Below are 16,177 nucleotides of genomic sequence, written 5' to 3' on the forward strand. Positions count from 1 at the left end.
GTTTCCTATGACACGTTCCGTCTGGAAGGGTCCGTTCGTTGATGGCTACCTTCTGAAGAAGGCAGACAAGGTTCGCTCCGGTGGCCGCAACGAAGTGATCAAGATCTGGAGCCGTCGCTCCACGATCCTGCCTCAGTTTGTCGGTTTGACCTTCGGCGTCTATAACGGCTCGAAGCACATTCCGGTCTCGGTTTCCGAAGACATGGTCGGCCACAAGTTCGGTGAGTTCTCGCCGACCCGCACCTATTACGGCCACGGCGCCGACAAGAAGGCGAAGAGGAAGTAACATGGGCAAGGCCAAGGCCGAGCGCGGACTGAAGGACAACGAGGCGAGAGCAGTCGCCCGGACGATCCGTGTCAGCCCGCAGAAATTGAACCTCGTCGCGCAGATGATACGCGGCAAGAAGGTCGATACGGCGCTTGCCGATCTGACCTTCTCGCGCAAGCGCATCGCGGAGACGGTGAAGAAGACGCTGGAAAGCGCCATCGCGAACGCCGAGAACAACCATGATCTCGACGTCGACGCGCTGGTTGTGGCCGAGGCCTATGTCGGCAAGTCGATCACGATGAAGCGTTTCCATGCCCGTGGCCGCGGTCGTGCGAGCCGGGTCGAGAAGCCCTTCTCGCACCTGACGATCGTCGTGCGCGAAGTGGCTGAAGAGGAGGCCGCGTAATGGGTCAGAAGATCAACCCGACCGGCTTCCGGCTCGGAATCAACCGCACGTGGGATTCGCGCTGGTTCGCCAACACAGGCGAGTACGGCAAGCTCCTTCACGAGGATCTGGCGATCCGCCGCTGCCTGCTTGGCGAGCTGAAGCAGGCGGCAGTCTCCAAGATCGTCATCGAACGCCCCCATAAGAAGTGCCGCGTCACGATCCACTCGGCCCGCCCGGGTATCGTCATCGGCAAGAAGGGCGCGGACATCGAGAAGCTTCGCAAGAAGCTGACGGCGATGACCAATGCCGAGACGCACATCAATATCGTTGAGGTGCGCAAGCCCGAGACGGATGCGACGCTCGTCGCGCAGTCGATCGCCCAGCAGCTAGAGCGTCGCGTCGCGTTCCGGCGCGCCATGAAGCGCGCCGTTCAGTCTGCGATGCGTCTTGGCGCGGAAGGGATCCGCATCAACTGTGCTGGTCGTCTCGGCGGTGCCGAGATTGCCCGTATGGAATGGTACCGTGAGGGGCGCGTTCCGCTGCACACGCTGCGCGCGGATGTCGATTACGGCACGGCCGAGGCCCACACTGCCTATGGTGTGTGCGGCGTCAAGGTCTGGATCTTCAAGGGCGAGATCCTCGAGCATGACCCGATGGCGTCGGAGCGTCGTGCGGTCGAGGGCGACGCATCGGGCGGCTCGAGCCGTCGCCGCGAGCGCGAGCACGCCTGACCAAAGGTTTCGGAGTAGAACGAGATGTTGCAGCCAAAGCGCACGAAGTTCCGCAAGGCGTTCAAGGGTCGCATCCATGGCGCGTCCAAGGGCGGATCGTCCCTCAGTTTCGGCACCTTCGGGCTGAAGGCGCTTGAGCCCGAGCGCGTTACCGCGCGTCAGATCGAGGCGGCCCGCCGCGCGATCACGCGCCAGATGAAGCGCCAGGGCCGCGTGTGGATTCGGATTTTCCCGGACCTGCCGGTCACGGCCAAGCCCACTGAAGTTCGCATGGGTAAGGGCAAGGGTGCCGTGGAATACTGGGCGGCTCGCGTCGCTCCGGGTCGTATCATGTTCGAGATCGACGGCGTGGCGGAGGATGTGGCCCGCGAGGCGTTGCGCCTTGGTGCGGCCAAGCTTCCGATCCGCACGCGCTTCATCCAGCGCATCGCCGAATAAGGGGTAAGCCAAGATGAAAGCGTCTGACGTCAGGACCAAGTCGAGCGACGAACTGAACGATCAACTCGGCGCGCTCAAGAAGGAGCAGTTCAACCTGCGCTTTCAGCGTGCGACGGGTCAGCTCGAGAATACGGCGCGCGTGAAGGAAATCCGTCGCGATATCGCGCGGATCAAGACCATCGCCCGTCAGAAGTCGGCCGAGAACAAGGCCTGAAGGTAGAGAACCATGCCCAAACGCGTTTTGCAGGGGACTGTGGTCTCCGACAAGAATGACAAGACGGTGGTCGTGCTCGTGGAGCGCCGCTTCACGCACCCGCTGTTCAAGAAGACCGTGCGCCGGTCGAAGAAGTACAAGGCGCACGACGAAACCAATCAGTACAAGGTCGGCGATATCGTTTCCATCGAGGAGACCCGGCCGATCTCGAAGGACAAGACCTGGACCGTCGTCGCCAACGAGGCGGCGTCCAACTGAAGAACTCCGCCGGGCAGGCGCCGATTGATAGGCGCGGCCCGGATCGCAATGTGAAGGCGGCCTGACATGATTCAGATGCAGACTAACCTCGATGTGGCGGACAACTCCGGCGCCCGTCGTGTCATGTGCATCAAGGTGCTGGGCGGCTCGAAGCGGAAGTATGCCTCGGTCGGCGACGTCATCGTCGTTTCGATCAAGGAAGCCATCCCGCGCGGCCGCGTGAAAAAGGGCGACGTGATGAAGGCCGTGGTGGTTCGCACCGCCAAGGACATTCGCCGCGCCGATGGTTCGGTGATCCGGTTCGACCGCAACGCCGCCGTCCTGATCGACAACAAGAAAGAGCCGGTCGGCACCCGCATCTTCGGCCCGGTTCCCCGCGAGCTTCGCGGCAAGAACCACATGAAGATCATTTCGCTGGCGCCGGAAGTGCTGTAAGGAACCGGACCCATGCAGAAGATCAAGAAGGGCGACAATGTCGTCGTGCTCGCCGGCAAGGACAAGGGCCGCACCGGTGAGGTCATTCAGGTGATGCCGAAGGACGATCGCGCGCTCGTGCGCGGCGTCAACATGGTTAAGCGTCATCAGCGCCAGAGCGCGAGCCAGGAGGCGGGCATCGTCTCCAAGGAAGCTCCGATTCACCTGTCGAACCTTTCGGTCGCCGACCCGAAGGATGGCAAGCCGACCCGCGTCGGGTTCAAGGTGATCGGCGAGGGTGAGAGCGCGAAGAAGGTGCGCATCGCCAAGCGTTCGGGAGAACAGATCGATGGCTGAGGCCGCCTACGAACCGCGTCTCAAGGCGGTCTATCGCGACGAGATCCGCAAGAAGATGTCGGAGGAGTTCAATTACTCCAACGATATGCAAATTCCGCGCATCGAGAAGATCGTGATCAACATGGGCGTTGGTGAAGCCACCGGCGATTCCAAGAAGCCCTCCGTGGCCGCAGAAGACCTGGCGAGGATTGCCGGTCAGAAGCCGGTGATCACGCACGCCCGTAACTCCATCGCGGGGTTCAAGGTGCGCGAAGGAATGCCGATCGGCGCGAAGGTAACGCTGCGCAAGGACAAGATGTACGAGTTCGTCGACCGGCTCGTCCAAATCGCTCTGCCGCGCGTCCGCGATTTCCGTGGGCTGAACCCCAAGAGCTTCGATGGCCGCGGCAATTTTGCCATGGGCATCAAGGAACACATCGTCTTCCCCGAGATCAACTACGACAAGGTTGATCAGATGTGGGGCATGGACATCATCGTGTGTACGACGGCGAAGACCGACGAGGAAGCGCGCGCCCTTCTGAAGGCGTTCAACTTCCCGTTCCGCCAGTAACGGCAGGCGAAAAGGAAAAGATCGATATGGCTAAGAAAAGCGCCGTCGAGAAGAATAAGCGCCGCGAGAAGCTGGTGGCCAAGTATGCCGCCAAGCGCGATACGCTGAAGAAGATCACCACGGACCAGGGCGCGAGCATGGAAGATCGCTTCCGTGCGCAGCTCCAGCTCGCCGAGCTGCCGCGCAACTCGTCGAAGGTGCGCGTGCGCAACCGCTGCGAGGTGACGGGCCGTCCGAGGGCCTATTACCGCAAGCTGAAGATGAGCCGTATTGCGCTCCGGGACCTGGGCAACAATGGCCAGATTCCTGGTATCGTGAAGTCGAGCTGGTAAGGAGAGAAGATCATGGCTCTGTCCGATCCGCTGGGCGACATGCTGACCCGCATCCGCAACGCGACGATGCGCAACAAGGGGTCGGTGGCAACGCCTGCTTCCAAGCTGCGCGCCCGCGTCCTCGACGTCCTCAAGGATGAGGGCTACATTCGCGGCTACACCGAGACGACGTTCGAGAACGGCACTGCCGAGTTCAACATCGAGCTCAAGTACTACGAAGGCCAGCCGGTGATCCGTGAGATCAGCCGTGTCTCTAAGCCCGGCCGCCGCGTCTACGTTTCGGCCAAGACGATCCCGAACGTCGCGAACGGTCTCGGCATCTCGGTTTTGTCGACGCCCAAGGGTGTCATGGCCGACCATAGCGCCCGCGAACAAAATGTCGGCGGCGAGGTTCTCTGCCGCGTCTTCTGACGCGGCATCGAGAACTTTGAACCCGAGAAGAACGGACAGGTTGTACGATGTCTCGTATTGGTAAGAAACCGGTTCCCGTGCCCGCAGGCGTGACGGCGTCCGTCGAGGGCCAGACTGTCAAGGCCAAGGGCCCCAAGGGGGAACTGAACTTCGTCGTGAATGACGAAGTGCTGGTCAAGATGGAAGACGGTGGGGTCAAGGTCGATCCGCGCGACGCCTCGAAAGAGGCCCGCTCCAAATGGGGCATGTCGCGCACGATGATCGCCAACATCCTGACCGGGGTGAAGGATGGCTTCGAGAAGCGTCTCGAGATCAACGGCGTTGGTTATCGGGCGTCGCTGCAGGGCAAGAACCTCCAGCTCGCGCTAGGGTTCAGCCACGATGTTCTGTATCCGGTGCCCGAAGGCATCCAGATCCAGGTTCCGAAGCCGACGGAGATCGTCATCTCGGGCATCGACAAGCAGCGCGTCGGCCAGGTGGCTGCGGAAATCCGCGAATATCGAGGCCCGGAGCCTTACAAGGGCAAGGGCGTGAAGTATGCCGGCGAACGGATCGTTCGCAAGGAAGGCAAGAAGAAGTAAGGCACGTAGGTCATGGCTACTCAAAAAGAGCTTCTGCGGCGCCGCGCCTCTCGCGTTCGCCGTTCCATCAAGAAGGTTGCGAACGGGCGTCCGCGCCTGTCCGTTCACCGGTCGTCGAAGAACATCTATGTGCAGGTCATTGACGATGTCGAGGGCCGGACGCTGGCTGCGGCCTCTACGCTCGATACAGCGCTTCGTGGCGATCTGAAGACGGGTGCGGATGTGGCCGCGGCTGCTGCGGTCGGCAAGCTCGTAGCCGAGCGTGCCAAGGAAGCCGGCGTGACGGACGTGGTGTTCGATCGTGGCGCCTTTATCTACCACGGCCGCGTCAAGGCGCTGGCCGAGGCTGCGCGCGAGGGTGGCCTGAACTTCTGACGGGGAGGGCGCTCGGCGCGCCGTATTCCGTCTTCAGCATGATTGGCCGGCGGCGAGGTTTTCCTCTTCGCCGGATCATGCTTTAAGCCCGGTGCTGTTCGACTCGAGCGAGCGGCATCATCATCGGACGCCTCCGGAAAAGAACAAGGACAGGATATGGCGCCTCGTAACGAGAGAAATGACCGCGAAGAGCGGGACGACGGCTTCGTCGACAAGCTCGTCCACATCAACCGCGTCGCCAAGGTCGTGAAGGGTGGTCGCCGCTTCGGCTTTGCCGCCCTCGTCGTCGTCGGCGATCTGAAGGGCCGCGTGGGCTTCGGCCACGGTAAGGCGCGCGAAGTGCCGGAGGCCATCCGCAAGGCCACGGAAGCCGCGAAGCGCGACCTGATCTTCGTGCCGCTGCGCGATGCGCGTACGCTGCATCACGACGTTCAGGGCCGACATGGTGCCGGCAAGGTAATTCTTCGCACGGCCGAGGCCGGTACCGGCATCATCGCCGGCGGGCCGATGCGCGCCGTGTTCGAGGCGGTCGGTATGCACGATGTCGTCGCCAAGTCGCTCGGCTCGTCGAACCCTTACAACATGGTTCGCGCGACCTTCGATGCGCTCAAGCATCAGGCCCATCCGAAGGATGTCGCCGCTCGCCGTGGCCTGAAGTATTCGACCCTGCAGGCGCGTCGTCGCGACCTGGTCGGCGCTGAGGATTGATCGGGAGCGCGGCATTTGCCGCGAATCGTTGATTGATCCGCGCCAGTTTTTGAGGAGCCTATCGTGGCCAAGAACGAACAGACCGGGAAGACGATCACCGTCGAGCAGACCGGAAGCCCGCTTCGCCGCCCCGCCGACCAGCGTCAGACGCTCGTCGGTCTCGGGCTGAACAAGATGCACCGTCGCCGGACGCTGGAGGATACTCCTGCCGTGCGTGGCATGATCGCCAAGGTCAGCCACCTCGTCCGCGTCGTGGACGGCCAGTGAGCCGGGAGTAGCAGTGATGAAACTGAATGAAATCGCCGATAGAGAAGGCGCCACCCATTCGCGCAAGCGGCTGGGGCGCGGCATCGGTTCGGGGTCCGGCAAGACCGGTGGCCGCGGCGTTAAGGGGCAAAAGTCCCGCTCAGGCGTTGCGATCAACGGCTTCGAAGGCGGGCAGATGCCCCTGTACCGTCGCCTGCCCAAGCGCGGATTCGTGAACATCTTTGCCAAGAAGTTCAACATCGTGTCGCTCGGTCGGATTCAGAAGGCGATCGATGATGGCAAGCTGGACGCGGGTGGCGAGATCGATATCGAGGCGTTGAAGGCTGCGGGGCTCGTTCGCCGCTCGCGCGACGGTGTCCGTCTCCTCGCCGACGGCGAAGTGACATCGAAGCTTTCGCTCTCGGTGGATGGCGCTTCCAAGGCCGCTGTCGAGAAGGTCGAGAAGGCGGGCGGTTCGGTCCAGACCCGGGCTCCGGCTCAGGCAGAAGCCTGAAGACAGTCTGCGGGCGGGCTTGTGCCGCCCGTTTCATGTCGGGCGGCACAAGGCCGCCCGTTCGCGCGTTCCGCGTTCTCGCTCTTGCGTTTGCGTCGGTCGGGCGGTCTACAGAAACAAGCAGGACGCGTTTCCTTCGTGATCGGACGTTGATTCGATCTACGCGCTCGTTGGGGGCAACCCGGAGATAATCGACGATGGCATCGGCCGCCGAGCAACTTGCCGCCAATCTTAACTTCGCCGCCTTTTCCAAGGCGGAGGACTTGAAGAAGCGTATCTGGTTCACCCTGGGTGCGCTTCTGGTCTATCGCCTTGGGACCTATATCCCGATGCCGGGCATCGACCCCGAAGCGATGGCGCAGGCGTTCAGCCAGCAGTCCACGGGTATCCTCGGTCTCTTCAACATGTTCGCCGGCGGCGCCGTCGAGCGGATGGCGATCTTCGCGCTCGGCATCATGCCGTACATCTCCGCTTCGATCATCATCCAGCTAATGACGTCGGTCGTGCCGACCCTGGAGCAGTTGAAGAAGGAAGGAGAGCAGGGTCGCAAGGTCATCAACCAGTACACCCGCTACGGTACGGTGCTTCTGGCGACGGTCCAGGCCTATGGGATCGCGGTCGGGCTTCAGTCTTCCGGCAATATCGTAACCTCGCCCGGTGCGTTCTTTATCGTCTCCGCGGTGATCACGCTCGTCGGCGGCACGATGTTTCTGATGTGGCTGGGTGAGCAGATCACCGCTCGCGGCATCGGCAACGGTATCTCGCTCATCATCTTCGCCGGGATCGTGGCGAACCTGCCGTCCGCCATCGCGCAGCTTCTCGAATTGGGCCGCACCGGCGCTCTTTCTATGGGCATCATCGGACTGGTCGTATTCGTTGCGATCGGCTGCATCGTGGTCATCGTTTTCTTCGAGCGTGCGCAACGGCGGCTTCTGATCCAGTATCCGAAGCGTCAGGTCGGCAATCGCATGTTCCAGGGCGACACGTCGCATCTGCCCCTGAAGCTGAACACCGCCGGTGTGATCCCCGCGATCTTTGCGTCCTCGCTTCTGCTCCTGCCGGTGACGATCGCGAACTTCTCGGACACCAGCCAGTTGCCTGGATGGGCCACGGGCATCGTGGCGGCCTTGGGCCACGGGCAGCCGCTCTACATGATCTTCTACGCCGCCATGATCGCGTTCTTCGCGTTCTTCTACACGGCCATCGTCTTCAATCCGAAGGATACGGCCGACAATTTGAAGAAGCACGGGGGCTTCATTCCGGGCATCCGCCCCGGGGAGCGGACGGCGGAGTACATCGATTACGTGCTCACACGCATCACGGTGGTCGGGGCGATCTACCTGGTGGTCGTCTGCTTGCTGCCCGAAGTGCTGATCTCTACTGCCGGCATTCCGTTCTATCTGGGCGGCACGTCGTTGCTGATCGTGGTGTCTGTTACGATGGATACGGTGGCGCAGGTGCAGGGGCACCTCCTGGCGCACCAGTATGAGGGCCTTGTGAAGAAGGCCAAGCTTCGCGGGGGAAAACGGGGGAACCGATGAGATTGATACTGCTCGGGCCGCCGGGGGCGGGGAAGGGAACCCAGGCTCAGCTTCTGGTCGAGAAATATGGGATTCCCCAGCTTTCGACGGGAGACATGCTCCGTGCCGCTGTCGCCGCGGGAACCGAGGTCGGCAGGAAGGCGCAGGCCATTATCGAGGCCGGCGAGCTTGTTTCGGACGATATCGTCGTAGGGATCGTCGCGGAGCGAATCGAGGAGGAAGATGCCAAGGGGGGGTTCATTCTCGACGGCTTCCCGCGCACCATTCCCCAGGCCGACGCGCTGGACTCCATGCTTGCCGAACGCGGTCTGGCGCTCGATGCCGTCATCGAGTTCAAGGTCGATGAGGCGCAACTCGTTCATCGCATAGAAAGGCGGGCGGCAGAGACGGCTGCAGCTGGCAAGCCAATCCGCAAAGACGACAATCCGGAGGTTTTCCAGCGCCGTTTGCGCGAGTTCAGGGAAGCCACCGTGGCCGTTGGGCCGTTCTATCGCGAACGCGGGCTTCTGCGCACGGTGGACGGAATGGCGCCTGTCGAAGCGGTTACGCGGCAGATCGAGCAAATTGTTTCTGCGGCTTGAAGGCCTTGTCGCGGCGCGGGCTTGGCCAAGGCTGCGTTGACTTAGTCGTTGATAATATCTATAAACCGCGCCTATTCGCGAATCTGAGCGATCGGCGCGGCCTTTTTCATGAGGGTCGGGACCGGTCGCGTATGGTTTTCGGCTCTCGCATCGGACGATGATGGGCCGGAGGCCCGTAGCAGGAGTATCGTTGTGGCCCGTATTGCAGGCGTCAACATCCCCACGAACAAGCGCGTCGTCATCGCGCTTCAGTATATTCACGGCATCGGCCCGCGCTTCGCGCAGGAGATCGTGGAGAAGGTTCGGCTCGCGCCGGAGCGTCGCGTCAATGATCTGACGGACGCGGAAGTCCTTCAAATCCGTGAGATGATCGATCGCGACTATCAGGTGGAGGGTGATCTGCGTCGCGAGACGTCGATGAACATCAAGCGCCTGATGGATCTTGGCTGCTACCGTGGCCTGCGTCATCGGCGCGGTCTTCCGGTCCGTGGTCAGCGCACGCATACCAACGCCCGCACCCGCAAGGGTCCGGCGAAGGCGATTGCCGGCAAGAAGAAGTAAGAGTTCGTCGGGGGCGCCTGAGCGCTCTTTCGGCACGGCTGTGGCCGTGCCGGGTGTAGCCGCCGGCATTACGGCGGTGTCGATATCGTAGGGAATGAGAATGGCTAAGGAAGCACAGCGCGTTCGTCGCCGTGAGCGTAAGAACATCACGTCCGGCGTTGCCCACGTGAACTCCTCCTTCAACAACACCTTGATCACGATTACGGATGCCCAGGGCAACGCGATCGCTTGGTCGTCGGCCGGTGCGCAGGGTTTCAAGGGATCGCGCAAGTCGACGCCCTTCGCCGCGCAGATCGCGGCCGAGGATGCTGCCAAGAAGGCGCAGGAGCATGGTATGCGTACGCTGGAAGTCGAGGTTTGTGGTCCTGGCTCCGGCCGTGAGTCGGCCCTTCGCGCGCTGCAGGCTGCGGGCTTCACCATCACGTCGATCCGCGACGTGACGCCGATCCCGCATAATGGCGTTCGCCCCCGCAAGAAGCGCCGCGTGTAACGCGAAGCATCGAGAATGAACCGCACCGCTTATCCGGCGGTGCGGCTTTGCCCGTTTTGAGAGGGGGGATCCTTCTCCTAGAGACCTATCGCCACGATTGGATGGTGGCGGGGTAGCTGAAAGGCAAAAGCCATGATCGCCAGCAACTGGCAGGACCTGACCAAGCCGAACCAGGTGGTCTTCAAGAGCGCGAACCGCACCAAGGCCTCGCTCGTCGCCGAGCCGCTGGAGCGCGGTTTCGGTTTGACGCTCGGCAATGCGCTGCGTCGCGTTCTTCTCTCTTCGCTGCAGGGCGCGGCCGTTACCGCGATCCAGATCGACGGCGTGCTGCACGAGTTCTCCTCGATCGCCGGCGTGCGCGAGGACGTGACGGACATCGTCCTGAACGTCAAGGAAATCTCGATCGGTATGCAGGGCGAGGGCCCCAAGCGCATGGTCCTGCGTAAGCAGGGGCCCGGCGTGGTGACTGCCGGCGATATTCAGACTGTCGGCGATATCGAGATTCTCAATCCTGCCCATGAAATCTGCACCCTCGACGAGGGTGCTGAGATCCGCATCGAGTTCACGGTCAATACCGGCAAGGGCTATGTGCCCGCCGATCAGAACCGGGCCGAGGATGCGCCGATCGGTCTCATTCCGGTCGATTCACTCTTTTCGCCCGTGAAGAAGGTCTCCTATCGCGTGGAGAACACGCGTGAAGGCCAGGACCTGAACAAGGACAAGCTGACCATGGAGATCGAGACCGATGGGTCCATCTCCGGCGAGGACGCCGTAGCCTATGCCGCGCGTATTCTTCAGGATCAGTTGTCGGTGTTTGTGAACTTCGAGGAGCCGCAGCGTGAGTCGCGTGGTGGTGGCGACGAGCAGATCGCCGAGCTTGCGTTCAATCCGGCGCTCCTCAAGAAGGTGGACGAGTTGGAGCTTTCGGTCCGTTCGGCCAACTGCCTGAAGAATGACAATATCGTCTATATCGGCGACCTCATTCAGAAGACCGAGGCCGAGATGCTTCGCACGCCGAATTTCGGCCGCAAGTCGCTGAACGAGATCAAGGAAGTTCTCGCCTCGATGGGGCTGCATCTGGGCATGGAGGTGGCCGCCTGGCCGCCCGAGAACATCGACGATCTGGCCAAGCGCTACGAAGACCAGTATTGATATTGAGATCGGGCCGCTGCCTTGGGGCGGCGGCCCCTTGCATGCCTGACAATCATTCAAAGGCACATGCGACCCGCTTCAAGGGAACGCGAGGATGCCGACCCCCGGTGAAAGCCGGCATTTTTCAAGGAAGAACTCATGCGTCACGGTAATCGCGGCCGGAAGCTGAACCGCACCCACGAGCATCGCAAGGCGATGTTCGCGAACATGGTCGCTTCGCTCATCGAGCACGAACAGATCGTCACCACCCTGCCCAAAGCGAAAGACCTTCGTCCGATTGTCGAAAAGATGATCACGCTCGGCAAACGCGGCGATCTGCATGCGCGCCGTCAGGCGATCAGCCAGGTTCGCGATGAGACGGTGATCAAGAAGCTGTTCGACACGCTCGCGCCGCGCTATGCGGACCGCAACGGCGGCTACACCCGTGTTCTTAAGGCGGGCTTCCGCCGCGGTGACAACGCTCCTCTGGCCGTGATCGAGTTTGTGGATCGTGACGAGGACGCTCGTGGTGCTGCGGACCGTGCGCGCGTCGAGGCCGAAGATGCCCGCGAGACGGAAGCGGCCTGAGGGGCCGCCGAACTGAATTTCAGGAAGGGGCCCACGGGGGCCCTTTTTTGTATGGACATGGGGCTGCCCGGCCAGCCGTCAGGAGTTCTCGTATGTCGGTTGCCGGCTCTCAGCCGCTCGTACTCGTTACGGGGCTCTCTGGATTCGTCGCCAAGCATGTTGCGCGCGAACTGCTAGCTCGCGGGTACGCCGTGCGTGGCACGGTTCGTTCGGTCACCAAGGGGGATGAGGCGCGGGCGGCTCTCTCGGCAGCGGGATGCGAGACCGGCCGACTGGAGATCGTTCAGGCGGACCTGACCGATGACCGAGGCTGGGGCGAGGCACTGGCGGGCTGCCGCTTCGTGCAGCATACGGCCTCGCCGTTTCCCGCATCCCAGCCGCGCGACAAGTTCGCGCTGGTCCCGGTGGCCAAAGGCGGCACGCTGCGTGTCGCGGAAGCGGCGAAAGCAGCCGGGGTCGAGCGTCTCGTGCTCACCTCGTCGGTGGTCGCGGTCTATCATGGTCATGACGGCAGGGCCGATCCTCGCTTCACGGAAGCGGACTTCTCCAACGTGGAAAGCCCACGCATCTCTTCCTATGCCGTGTCCAAGACGCTTGCGGAACGGGCGGCGTGGGAGACGGTAGAGGGCACAGGGATGGAGCTTGCCGTTCTCAATCCGTCTCTCGTCCTGGGTCCCCTGATGGATCGCGATCCGGGCACGTCCGCCGATCTCGTGGCCATGATGATGAGAGGCCGGCTTCCTCTCGTTCCGGCGGCGCGATTCGGCGTGGTGGATGTGAGAGATGTCGCACAGGCCCATGTCGCCGCGATGGAGCGGCCGGAAGCGGCCGGGCGGCGCTTCATCCTCACCGCCGGGCAGCGCACTTTGCGGGAGATTGCAGACGCATTGGGCAATGCCTTTCCTGAATTTCGCCCTCGGTTGCCGCGAGCCACCGTGCCCAATGCGCTCATCGAGTTCGCCGCGAAGGTCTCCCGCCGGGCCGGAACGCTGGCGTCCGAACTCGATCAACGCCGTACCCTCGACACCACGGCGGCTCGGGAGGGGTTGGGCATGGACTTCCGCTCCCCGGAGGAAGCCATACGCGCAATGGCCGAAAGCCTTCTAAGGCTCGGATTAGTGCGCCGGCGCCGCTGAGCACACGCATCTGCAAACGGCTCGCGGTAAAATGCATGTGCATAAGTGCGCTGACGGCGTGGTGTTGCAGCGGCACGATAGCGGGCCCGAGCCGGGCGTGGCATAGGGCCATGCGAAAGGCGCGGAAAATTTCCCGCCCAAAGCAACCTTCTTCGAAGCGCGGCATTTTCTAGGCAACTCAGGATGCTCACGGCTGGACGAGAGCGCGAAATTTACGCGAAAGCAACACATCCTATGGACAATACAAAGTTGCAGACCAACACGGGCGGATTCTCCATGCGGCGGACTTTTCTTACGCTTTTGGGCGGAATGACCGCGTTCGCTATTCTTACCGCCAGCTACGCGACGGCCGACCTGCCGGAGCCGGCGACGCAGAACGGCAACCCGCTGATCGTCGTGGACTGATCCTAAGGCGAGCGCGGACGAAAAGGGCCCATTGGGCCCTTTTTTCGTTGTAGTCATAGGGGATATCCAAGGCTGGCCATTCGGGGCCGGTATCAATCGGATTTGGGTTGCGTTCATGCGGCGGATTGGCTTCGGTGTCCTTGGTTTTCTGGTGATAGGTGGGGTGGTCGCTCCATTGGCCGGGCTTGGGGTGCCCGGCGCCGTTGCACAGGCGCCACTGCCGCTTGCACAGGCCGAGGCCGAACCACGTGTTCCCGAAAGTCGGGCCGAAATTCAGCTCACCTACGCCCCCCTGGTCCGCCAGACCGCGCCGGCGGTCGTCAATGTCTATGCTGCGCGGCAAGTTCAACGCCGCTCGCCCTTCGCGGGCGATCCGTTTTTCGAGCAGTTCTTCGGCAGCCGAATGCAGAGCCGGCCGCGCGTGGAATCCTCGCTCGGTTCCGGTGTGCTCGTCGATTCCTCGGGGCTGGTCGTAACGAACAATCACGTCATCGAGGGAGCAGACGAGGTTAGGGTGGCCCTCGCAGATGGCCGCGAGTTCAACTCGACCATCCTCACGCGCGATGCACGTGTCGATCTGGCGGTCCTCAGGATCGAATCGGATGAGAGCTTTCCCATCGTTCCCATCGCCGATTCCGATGCAACGCAAATCGGCGACCTCGTTCTGGCGATCGGCAATCCGTTCGGCATCGGGCAAACCGTCACGAGCGGCATCGTCTCCGCGCTGGCGCGCTCGCATGTCGGCGTCAACGATTCCGGCTTCTTCATCCAGACGGACGCGGCGATCAACCCCGGCAATTCCGGCGGCGCGCTGATCGACATGCGCGGGCAACTGATCGGCGTCAACACGGCGATCTTCTCTCGGTCGGGCGGCTCCATGGGCATCGGCTTTGCGATTCCCTCCAACATGGTGCGCGCCTTCGTGGATGCGGCCGAGCGTGGCGAACGGTTCCAGCGACCGTATGTCGGCGCGAGCTTCACCCCCGTAACGCCGGATATCGCGGAGGCGCTGGGGATGGCGCGGCCAAGCGGTGCGCTCGTGGCTTCGGTCTCGGAGGACGCGCCGGCCGCCGCCGCCGGTCTGCGGCCGGGCGACGTGGTTCTTTCGATGGATGGCTTTGCCATAGATGGGCCGGATGCCCTCGGCTACAGGCTGGCGACCGCCGGGCTCGGCAGGACCGCGACATTGGAGATTCTGTCTGCCGACGAGCGCCGCTCCGTGCCGCTTCAACTCGTGGAGGCGCCTGAAACACCGCAGCGGGACGAGCGGCGCCTCTCGGGCAACACGCCCTTCGAAGGCGCTCTGGTCGCGAACCTCTCGCCGCGCTTGGCGGACGAGTTGGAGATGCAGCAGACCAAGCGGGGCGTGGTCGTTACCGATGTGGAGCGCGGATCGACCGCCATGCGGTTTGGCCTCCAGCCCAAGGACATCCTGCTGGCGCTGAATGGCCGTCCCATCGCATCTTCGGCCAAGCTCGAGGCGATGCTGCGCGGCGGCGCCCGAGGCTGGCGCTTCGAGATCGAGCGGAACGGCCAGCGTCTGACGCAGACCGTGCGCTGAGCGAGGAGGACATCATGGCCGACCTCTTTGGCGAAGCGCCGCCGGAACGGGAACGGCCAGCGCAGGCGGAAAGTCTCGACAGCGCGACGCGCCCGCTGGCCGATCGCCTGCGCCCCCAGTCCCTGGCCGATGTCGTCGGCCAAGATCACCTCACAGGCCCGGACGGGGTGTTGACGCGAATGCTTCAGTCCGGCTCGCTCGGCTCCGTTATTTTCTGGGGGCCGCCGGGCACGGGCAAGACGACGGTCGCGCGCCTCATGGCGCGGGATGTCGAGTTCGCCTTCGAGCAGATTTCCGCCATCTTCTCAGGCGTCGCCGATCTGAAGAAGGTGTTCGAAGCCGCGCGTCTACGCCGCCCCGCTGGCCGCCGAACGCTTTTGTTCGTCGACGAGATCCACCGCTTCAACCGTGCCCAGCAGGATTCCTTCCTGCCCGTCATGGAGGACGGCACGGTGGTGCTGGTGGGCGCGACGACGGAGAACCCGTCCTTCGAGCTCAACGCGGCGCTGCTTTCGCGGGCGCGGGTCCTCAGCTTCCATCCTCATGATGCAGCCAGCCTTTCCAAGCTGCTGGACCGCGCCGAGGCGATAGAGGGCCGATCCCTGCCGGTGAGCGAGGAGGCGAGGGCGGTTCTCCTGCGCATGGCGGATGGCGATGGCCGGGCCATCCTGACGCTGGCGGAGGAAGTCTGGCGGGCGGCCAAGGCGGGGGAGATCTTCGATGCCGAAGGGGTGCAGCGGATCGTTCAACGTCGCGCCCCGGTCTACGACAAGAGCCAGGACGGCCACTACAACCTTATCTCCGCCCTGCATAAATCCGTCCGGGGCTCGGACCCGGACGCGGCGCTCTACTATCTGTGCCGTATGCTCGACGCCGGCGAAGAGCCGCTTTATCTGGGGCGGCGGCTGGTGCGCATGGCGGTGGAGGATATCGGCCTGGCCGACCCCAATGCGCTCGTCGTCGCCAATGCCGCAAAGGACGCCTACGACTATCTCGGCTCGCCGGAAGGTGAACTGGCGCTGGCGCAGGCGACCGTCTATCTCGCCGCTGCGCCCAAGTCGAACGCCGTCTACAAGGCGTTCAAGGCCGCGATGCGCACGGCAAAGGAAAACGGGTCGCTCCTGCCGCCCCGGCATATTCTGAACGCGCCGACGAAATTGATGAAGGGCGAGGGCTACGGCGCCGGCTATCGCTACGACCACGACGAGCCGGACGCCTTTTCGGGGCAGGATTACTTCCCGACAGAACTCGGCCGCCAGAGCTTCTATCGTCCCACCGAGTTCGGGATGGAACGGCGGATCGCGGAGCGGATGGAGAACTGGGAGCGTTTGCGTCGCGAGCGGGAGGGGCGGTAACGCGCTGCCGGTCTCTCCAGCGGTTCCGATCCGCGCGCAAACG

The 16,177-nt window shown here is 63.0% G+C and carries 26 protein-coding genes; all 26 read left to right on the plus strand.

Annotated elements, in window-relative coordinates; translation table 11 throughout:
* The first annotated feature begins 7 nt into the window (after positions 1-7).
* The 26 genes from rpsS to J7654_RS12465 all read left to right on the plus strand — a co-directional run bounded on the left by rpsS (position 8) and on the right by J7654_RS12465 (position 16,134).
* Positions 8-286, plus strand: a complete 279-nt coding sequence (gene rpsS, locus J7654_RS12340) for a 30S ribosomal protein S19 (RefSeq protein ID WP_209736213.1) — start codon at positions 8-10, stop codon at positions 284-286.
* Position 287: 1 nt separating this feature from the next.
* Entirely contained in the window at positions 288-674 is a 387-nt protein-coding gene (gene rplV, locus J7654_RS12345) for a 50S ribosomal protein L22 (protein ID WP_209736214.1), read from the plus strand.
* Complete coding sequence (gene rpsC / locus J7654_RS12350) at positions 674-1,387, plus strand: 30S ribosomal protein S3 (protein WP_209736215.1); 714 nt, start codon at positions 674-676, stop codon at positions 1,385-1,387. The genes rplV and rpsC overlap by 1 nt, the downstream gene beginning before the upstream one ends.
* A gap of 24 nt (positions 1,388-1,411) precedes the next feature.
* Positions 1,412-1,825 (plus strand): 50S ribosomal protein L16, encoded by a 414-nt coding sequence (rplP, locus tag J7654_RS12355; protein WP_209736216.1) that lies wholly within the window; start codon positions 1,412-1,414, stop codon positions 1,823-1,825.
* Positions 1,826-1,838: 13 nt separating this feature from the next.
* A complete protein-coding gene (gene rpmC, locus J7654_RS12360; RefSeq protein ID WP_209736217.1) occupies positions 1,839-2,039 on the plus strand; it encodes a 50S ribosomal protein L29 in 201 nt (66 codons plus the stop codon).
* A gap of 12 nt (positions 2,040-2,051) precedes the next feature.
* Positions 2,052-2,297, plus strand: coding sequence for a 30S ribosomal protein S17 (rpsQ, locus tag J7654_RS12365; protein WP_185985304.1), 246 nt, complete (start codon positions 2,052-2,054; stop codon positions 2,295-2,297).
* 66 nt (positions 2,298-2,363) lie between these two features.
* Positions 2,364-2,732, plus strand: a complete 369-nt coding sequence (gene rplN / locus J7654_RS12370) for a 50S ribosomal protein L14 (RefSeq protein WP_185985305.1) — start codon at positions 2,364-2,366, stop codon at positions 2,730-2,732.
* A 12-nt stretch (positions 2,733-2,744) separates the two neighbouring features.
* Positions 2,745-3,068 carry a 50S ribosomal protein L24 gene (gene rplX / locus J7654_RS12375; protein ID WP_209736218.1) on the plus strand — a complete coding sequence of 108 codons (324 nt, stop codon included), beginning with the start codon at positions 2,745-2,747 and terminating at the stop codon, positions 3,066-3,068.
* Positions 3,061-3,618 (plus strand): 50S ribosomal protein L5, encoded by a 558-nt coding sequence (gene rplE / locus J7654_RS12380; RefSeq protein ID WP_209736219.1) that lies wholly within the window; start codon positions 3,061-3,063, stop codon positions 3,616-3,618. Before rplX ends, rplE begins: the two co-directional genes overlap by 8 nt.
* A 26-nt stretch (positions 3,619-3,644) precedes the next feature.
* Positions 3,645-3,950: a 30S ribosomal protein S14 gene (rpsN, locus tag J7654_RS12385; RefSeq protein WP_209736220.1), complete on the plus strand. Its 306-nt coding sequence runs from the start codon at positions 3,645-3,647 to the stop codon at positions 3,948-3,950.
* A 12-nt stretch (positions 3,951-3,962) separates the two neighbouring features.
* On the plus strand, positions 3,963-4,361 hold the full coding sequence (gene rpsH, locus J7654_RS12390) for a 30S ribosomal protein S8 (RefSeq protein WP_209736221.1): 399 nt from the start codon (positions 3,963-3,965) through the stop codon (positions 4,359-4,361).
* 47 nt (positions 4,362-4,408) lie between these two features.
* Positions 4,409-4,942, plus strand: coding sequence for a 50S ribosomal protein L6 (rplF, locus tag J7654_RS12395; protein WP_209736222.1), 534 nt, complete (start codon positions 4,409-4,411; stop codon positions 4,940-4,942).
* Positions 4,943-4,954: 12 nt separating this feature from the next.
* On the plus strand, positions 4,955-5,317 hold the full coding sequence (rplR, locus tag J7654_RS12400; protein ID WP_209736223.1) for a 50S ribosomal protein L18: 363 nt from the start codon (positions 4,955-4,957) through the stop codon (positions 5,315-5,317).
* A 156-nt stretch (positions 5,318-5,473) separates the two neighbouring features.
* Positions 5,474-6,025 carry a 30S ribosomal protein S5 gene (gene rpsE, locus J7654_RS12405; protein ID WP_209740504.1) on the plus strand — a complete coding sequence of 184 codons (552 nt, stop codon included), beginning with the start codon at positions 5,474-5,476 and terminating at the stop codon, positions 6,023-6,025.
* A 63-nt stretch (positions 6,026-6,088) separates the two neighbouring features.
* Complete coding sequence (gene rpmD, locus J7654_RS12410) at positions 6,089-6,292, plus strand: 50S ribosomal protein L30 (protein WP_209736224.1); 204 nt, start codon at positions 6,089-6,091, stop codon at positions 6,290-6,292.
* 16 nt (positions 6,293-6,308) lie between these two features.
* Positions 6,309-6,785: a 50S ribosomal protein L15 gene (gene rplO / locus J7654_RS12415; protein ID WP_209736225.1), complete on the plus strand. Its 477-nt coding sequence runs from the start codon at positions 6,309-6,311 to the stop codon at positions 6,783-6,785.
* Between the two features lie 197 nt (positions 6,786-6,982).
* A complete protein-coding gene (secY, locus tag J7654_RS12420) occupies positions 6,983-8,326 on the plus strand; it encodes a preprotein translocase subunit SecY (protein ID WP_209736226.1) in 1,344 nt (447 codons plus the stop codon).
* Positions 8,323-8,907 (plus strand): adenylate kinase, encoded by a 585-nt coding sequence (locus J7654_RS12425; protein WP_209736227.1) that lies wholly within the window; start codon positions 8,323-8,325, stop codon positions 8,905-8,907. The genes secY and J7654_RS12425 overlap by 4 nt, the downstream gene beginning before the upstream one ends.
* Positions 8,908-9,099: 192 nt before the next feature.
* On the plus strand, positions 9,100-9,468 hold the full coding sequence (rpsM, locus tag J7654_RS12430; RefSeq protein ID WP_209736228.1) for a 30S ribosomal protein S13: 369 nt from the start codon (positions 9,100-9,102) through the stop codon (positions 9,466-9,468).
* Positions 9,469-9,568: 100 nt separating this feature from the next.
* Positions 9,569-9,958: a 30S ribosomal protein S11 gene (gene rpsK / locus J7654_RS12435; protein ID WP_185985318.1), complete on the plus strand. Its 390-nt coding sequence runs from the start codon at positions 9,569-9,571 to the stop codon at positions 9,956-9,958.
* Positions 9,959-10,090: 132 nt separating this feature from the next.
* Complete coding sequence (locus tag J7654_RS12440) at positions 10,091-11,110, plus strand: DNA-directed RNA polymerase subunit alpha (RefSeq protein WP_209736229.1); 1,020 nt, start codon at positions 10,091-10,093, stop codon at positions 11,108-11,110.
* A 138-nt stretch (positions 11,111-11,248) separates the two neighbouring features.
* Entirely contained in the window at positions 11,249-11,677 is a 429-nt protein-coding gene (rplQ, locus tag J7654_RS12445) for a 50S ribosomal protein L17 (RefSeq protein WP_209736230.1), read from the plus strand.
* Positions 11,678-11,769: 92 nt separating this feature from the next.
* The gene (locus J7654_RS12450) at positions 11,770-12,813 is read left to right on the plus strand and encodes an SDR family oxidoreductase (protein ID WP_209736231.1); all 1,044 of its coding nucleotides are present in this window, start codon (positions 11,770-11,772) and stop codon (positions 12,811-12,813) included.
* 249 nt (positions 12,814-13,062) lie between these two features.
* Positions 13,063-13,218 carry a hypothetical protein gene (locus J7654_RS12455; protein WP_209736232.1) on the plus strand — a complete coding sequence of 52 codons (156 nt, stop codon included), beginning with the start codon at positions 13,063-13,065 and terminating at the stop codon, positions 13,216-13,218.
* Between the two features lie 124 nt (positions 13,219-13,342).
* Positions 13,343-14,779, plus strand: coding sequence for a DegQ family serine endoprotease (locus J7654_RS12460; protein WP_377946578.1), 1,437 nt, complete (start codon positions 13,343-13,345; stop codon positions 14,777-14,779).
* A 14-nt stretch (positions 14,780-14,793) separates the two neighbouring features.
* Positions 14,794-16,134 carry a replication-associated recombination protein A gene (locus J7654_RS12465; protein ID WP_209736234.1) on the plus strand — a complete coding sequence of 447 codons (1,341 nt, stop codon included), beginning with the start codon at positions 14,794-14,796 and terminating at the stop codon, positions 16,132-16,134.
* Positions 16,135-16,177 lie beyond the last annotated feature (43 nt).

The sequence above is a fragment of the Aureimonas populi genome, assembly GCF_017815515.1.
GTDB classification, from domain to species: Bacteria; Pseudomonadota; Alphaproteobacteria; order Rhizobiales; family Rhizobiaceae; genus Aureimonas; species Aureimonas populi.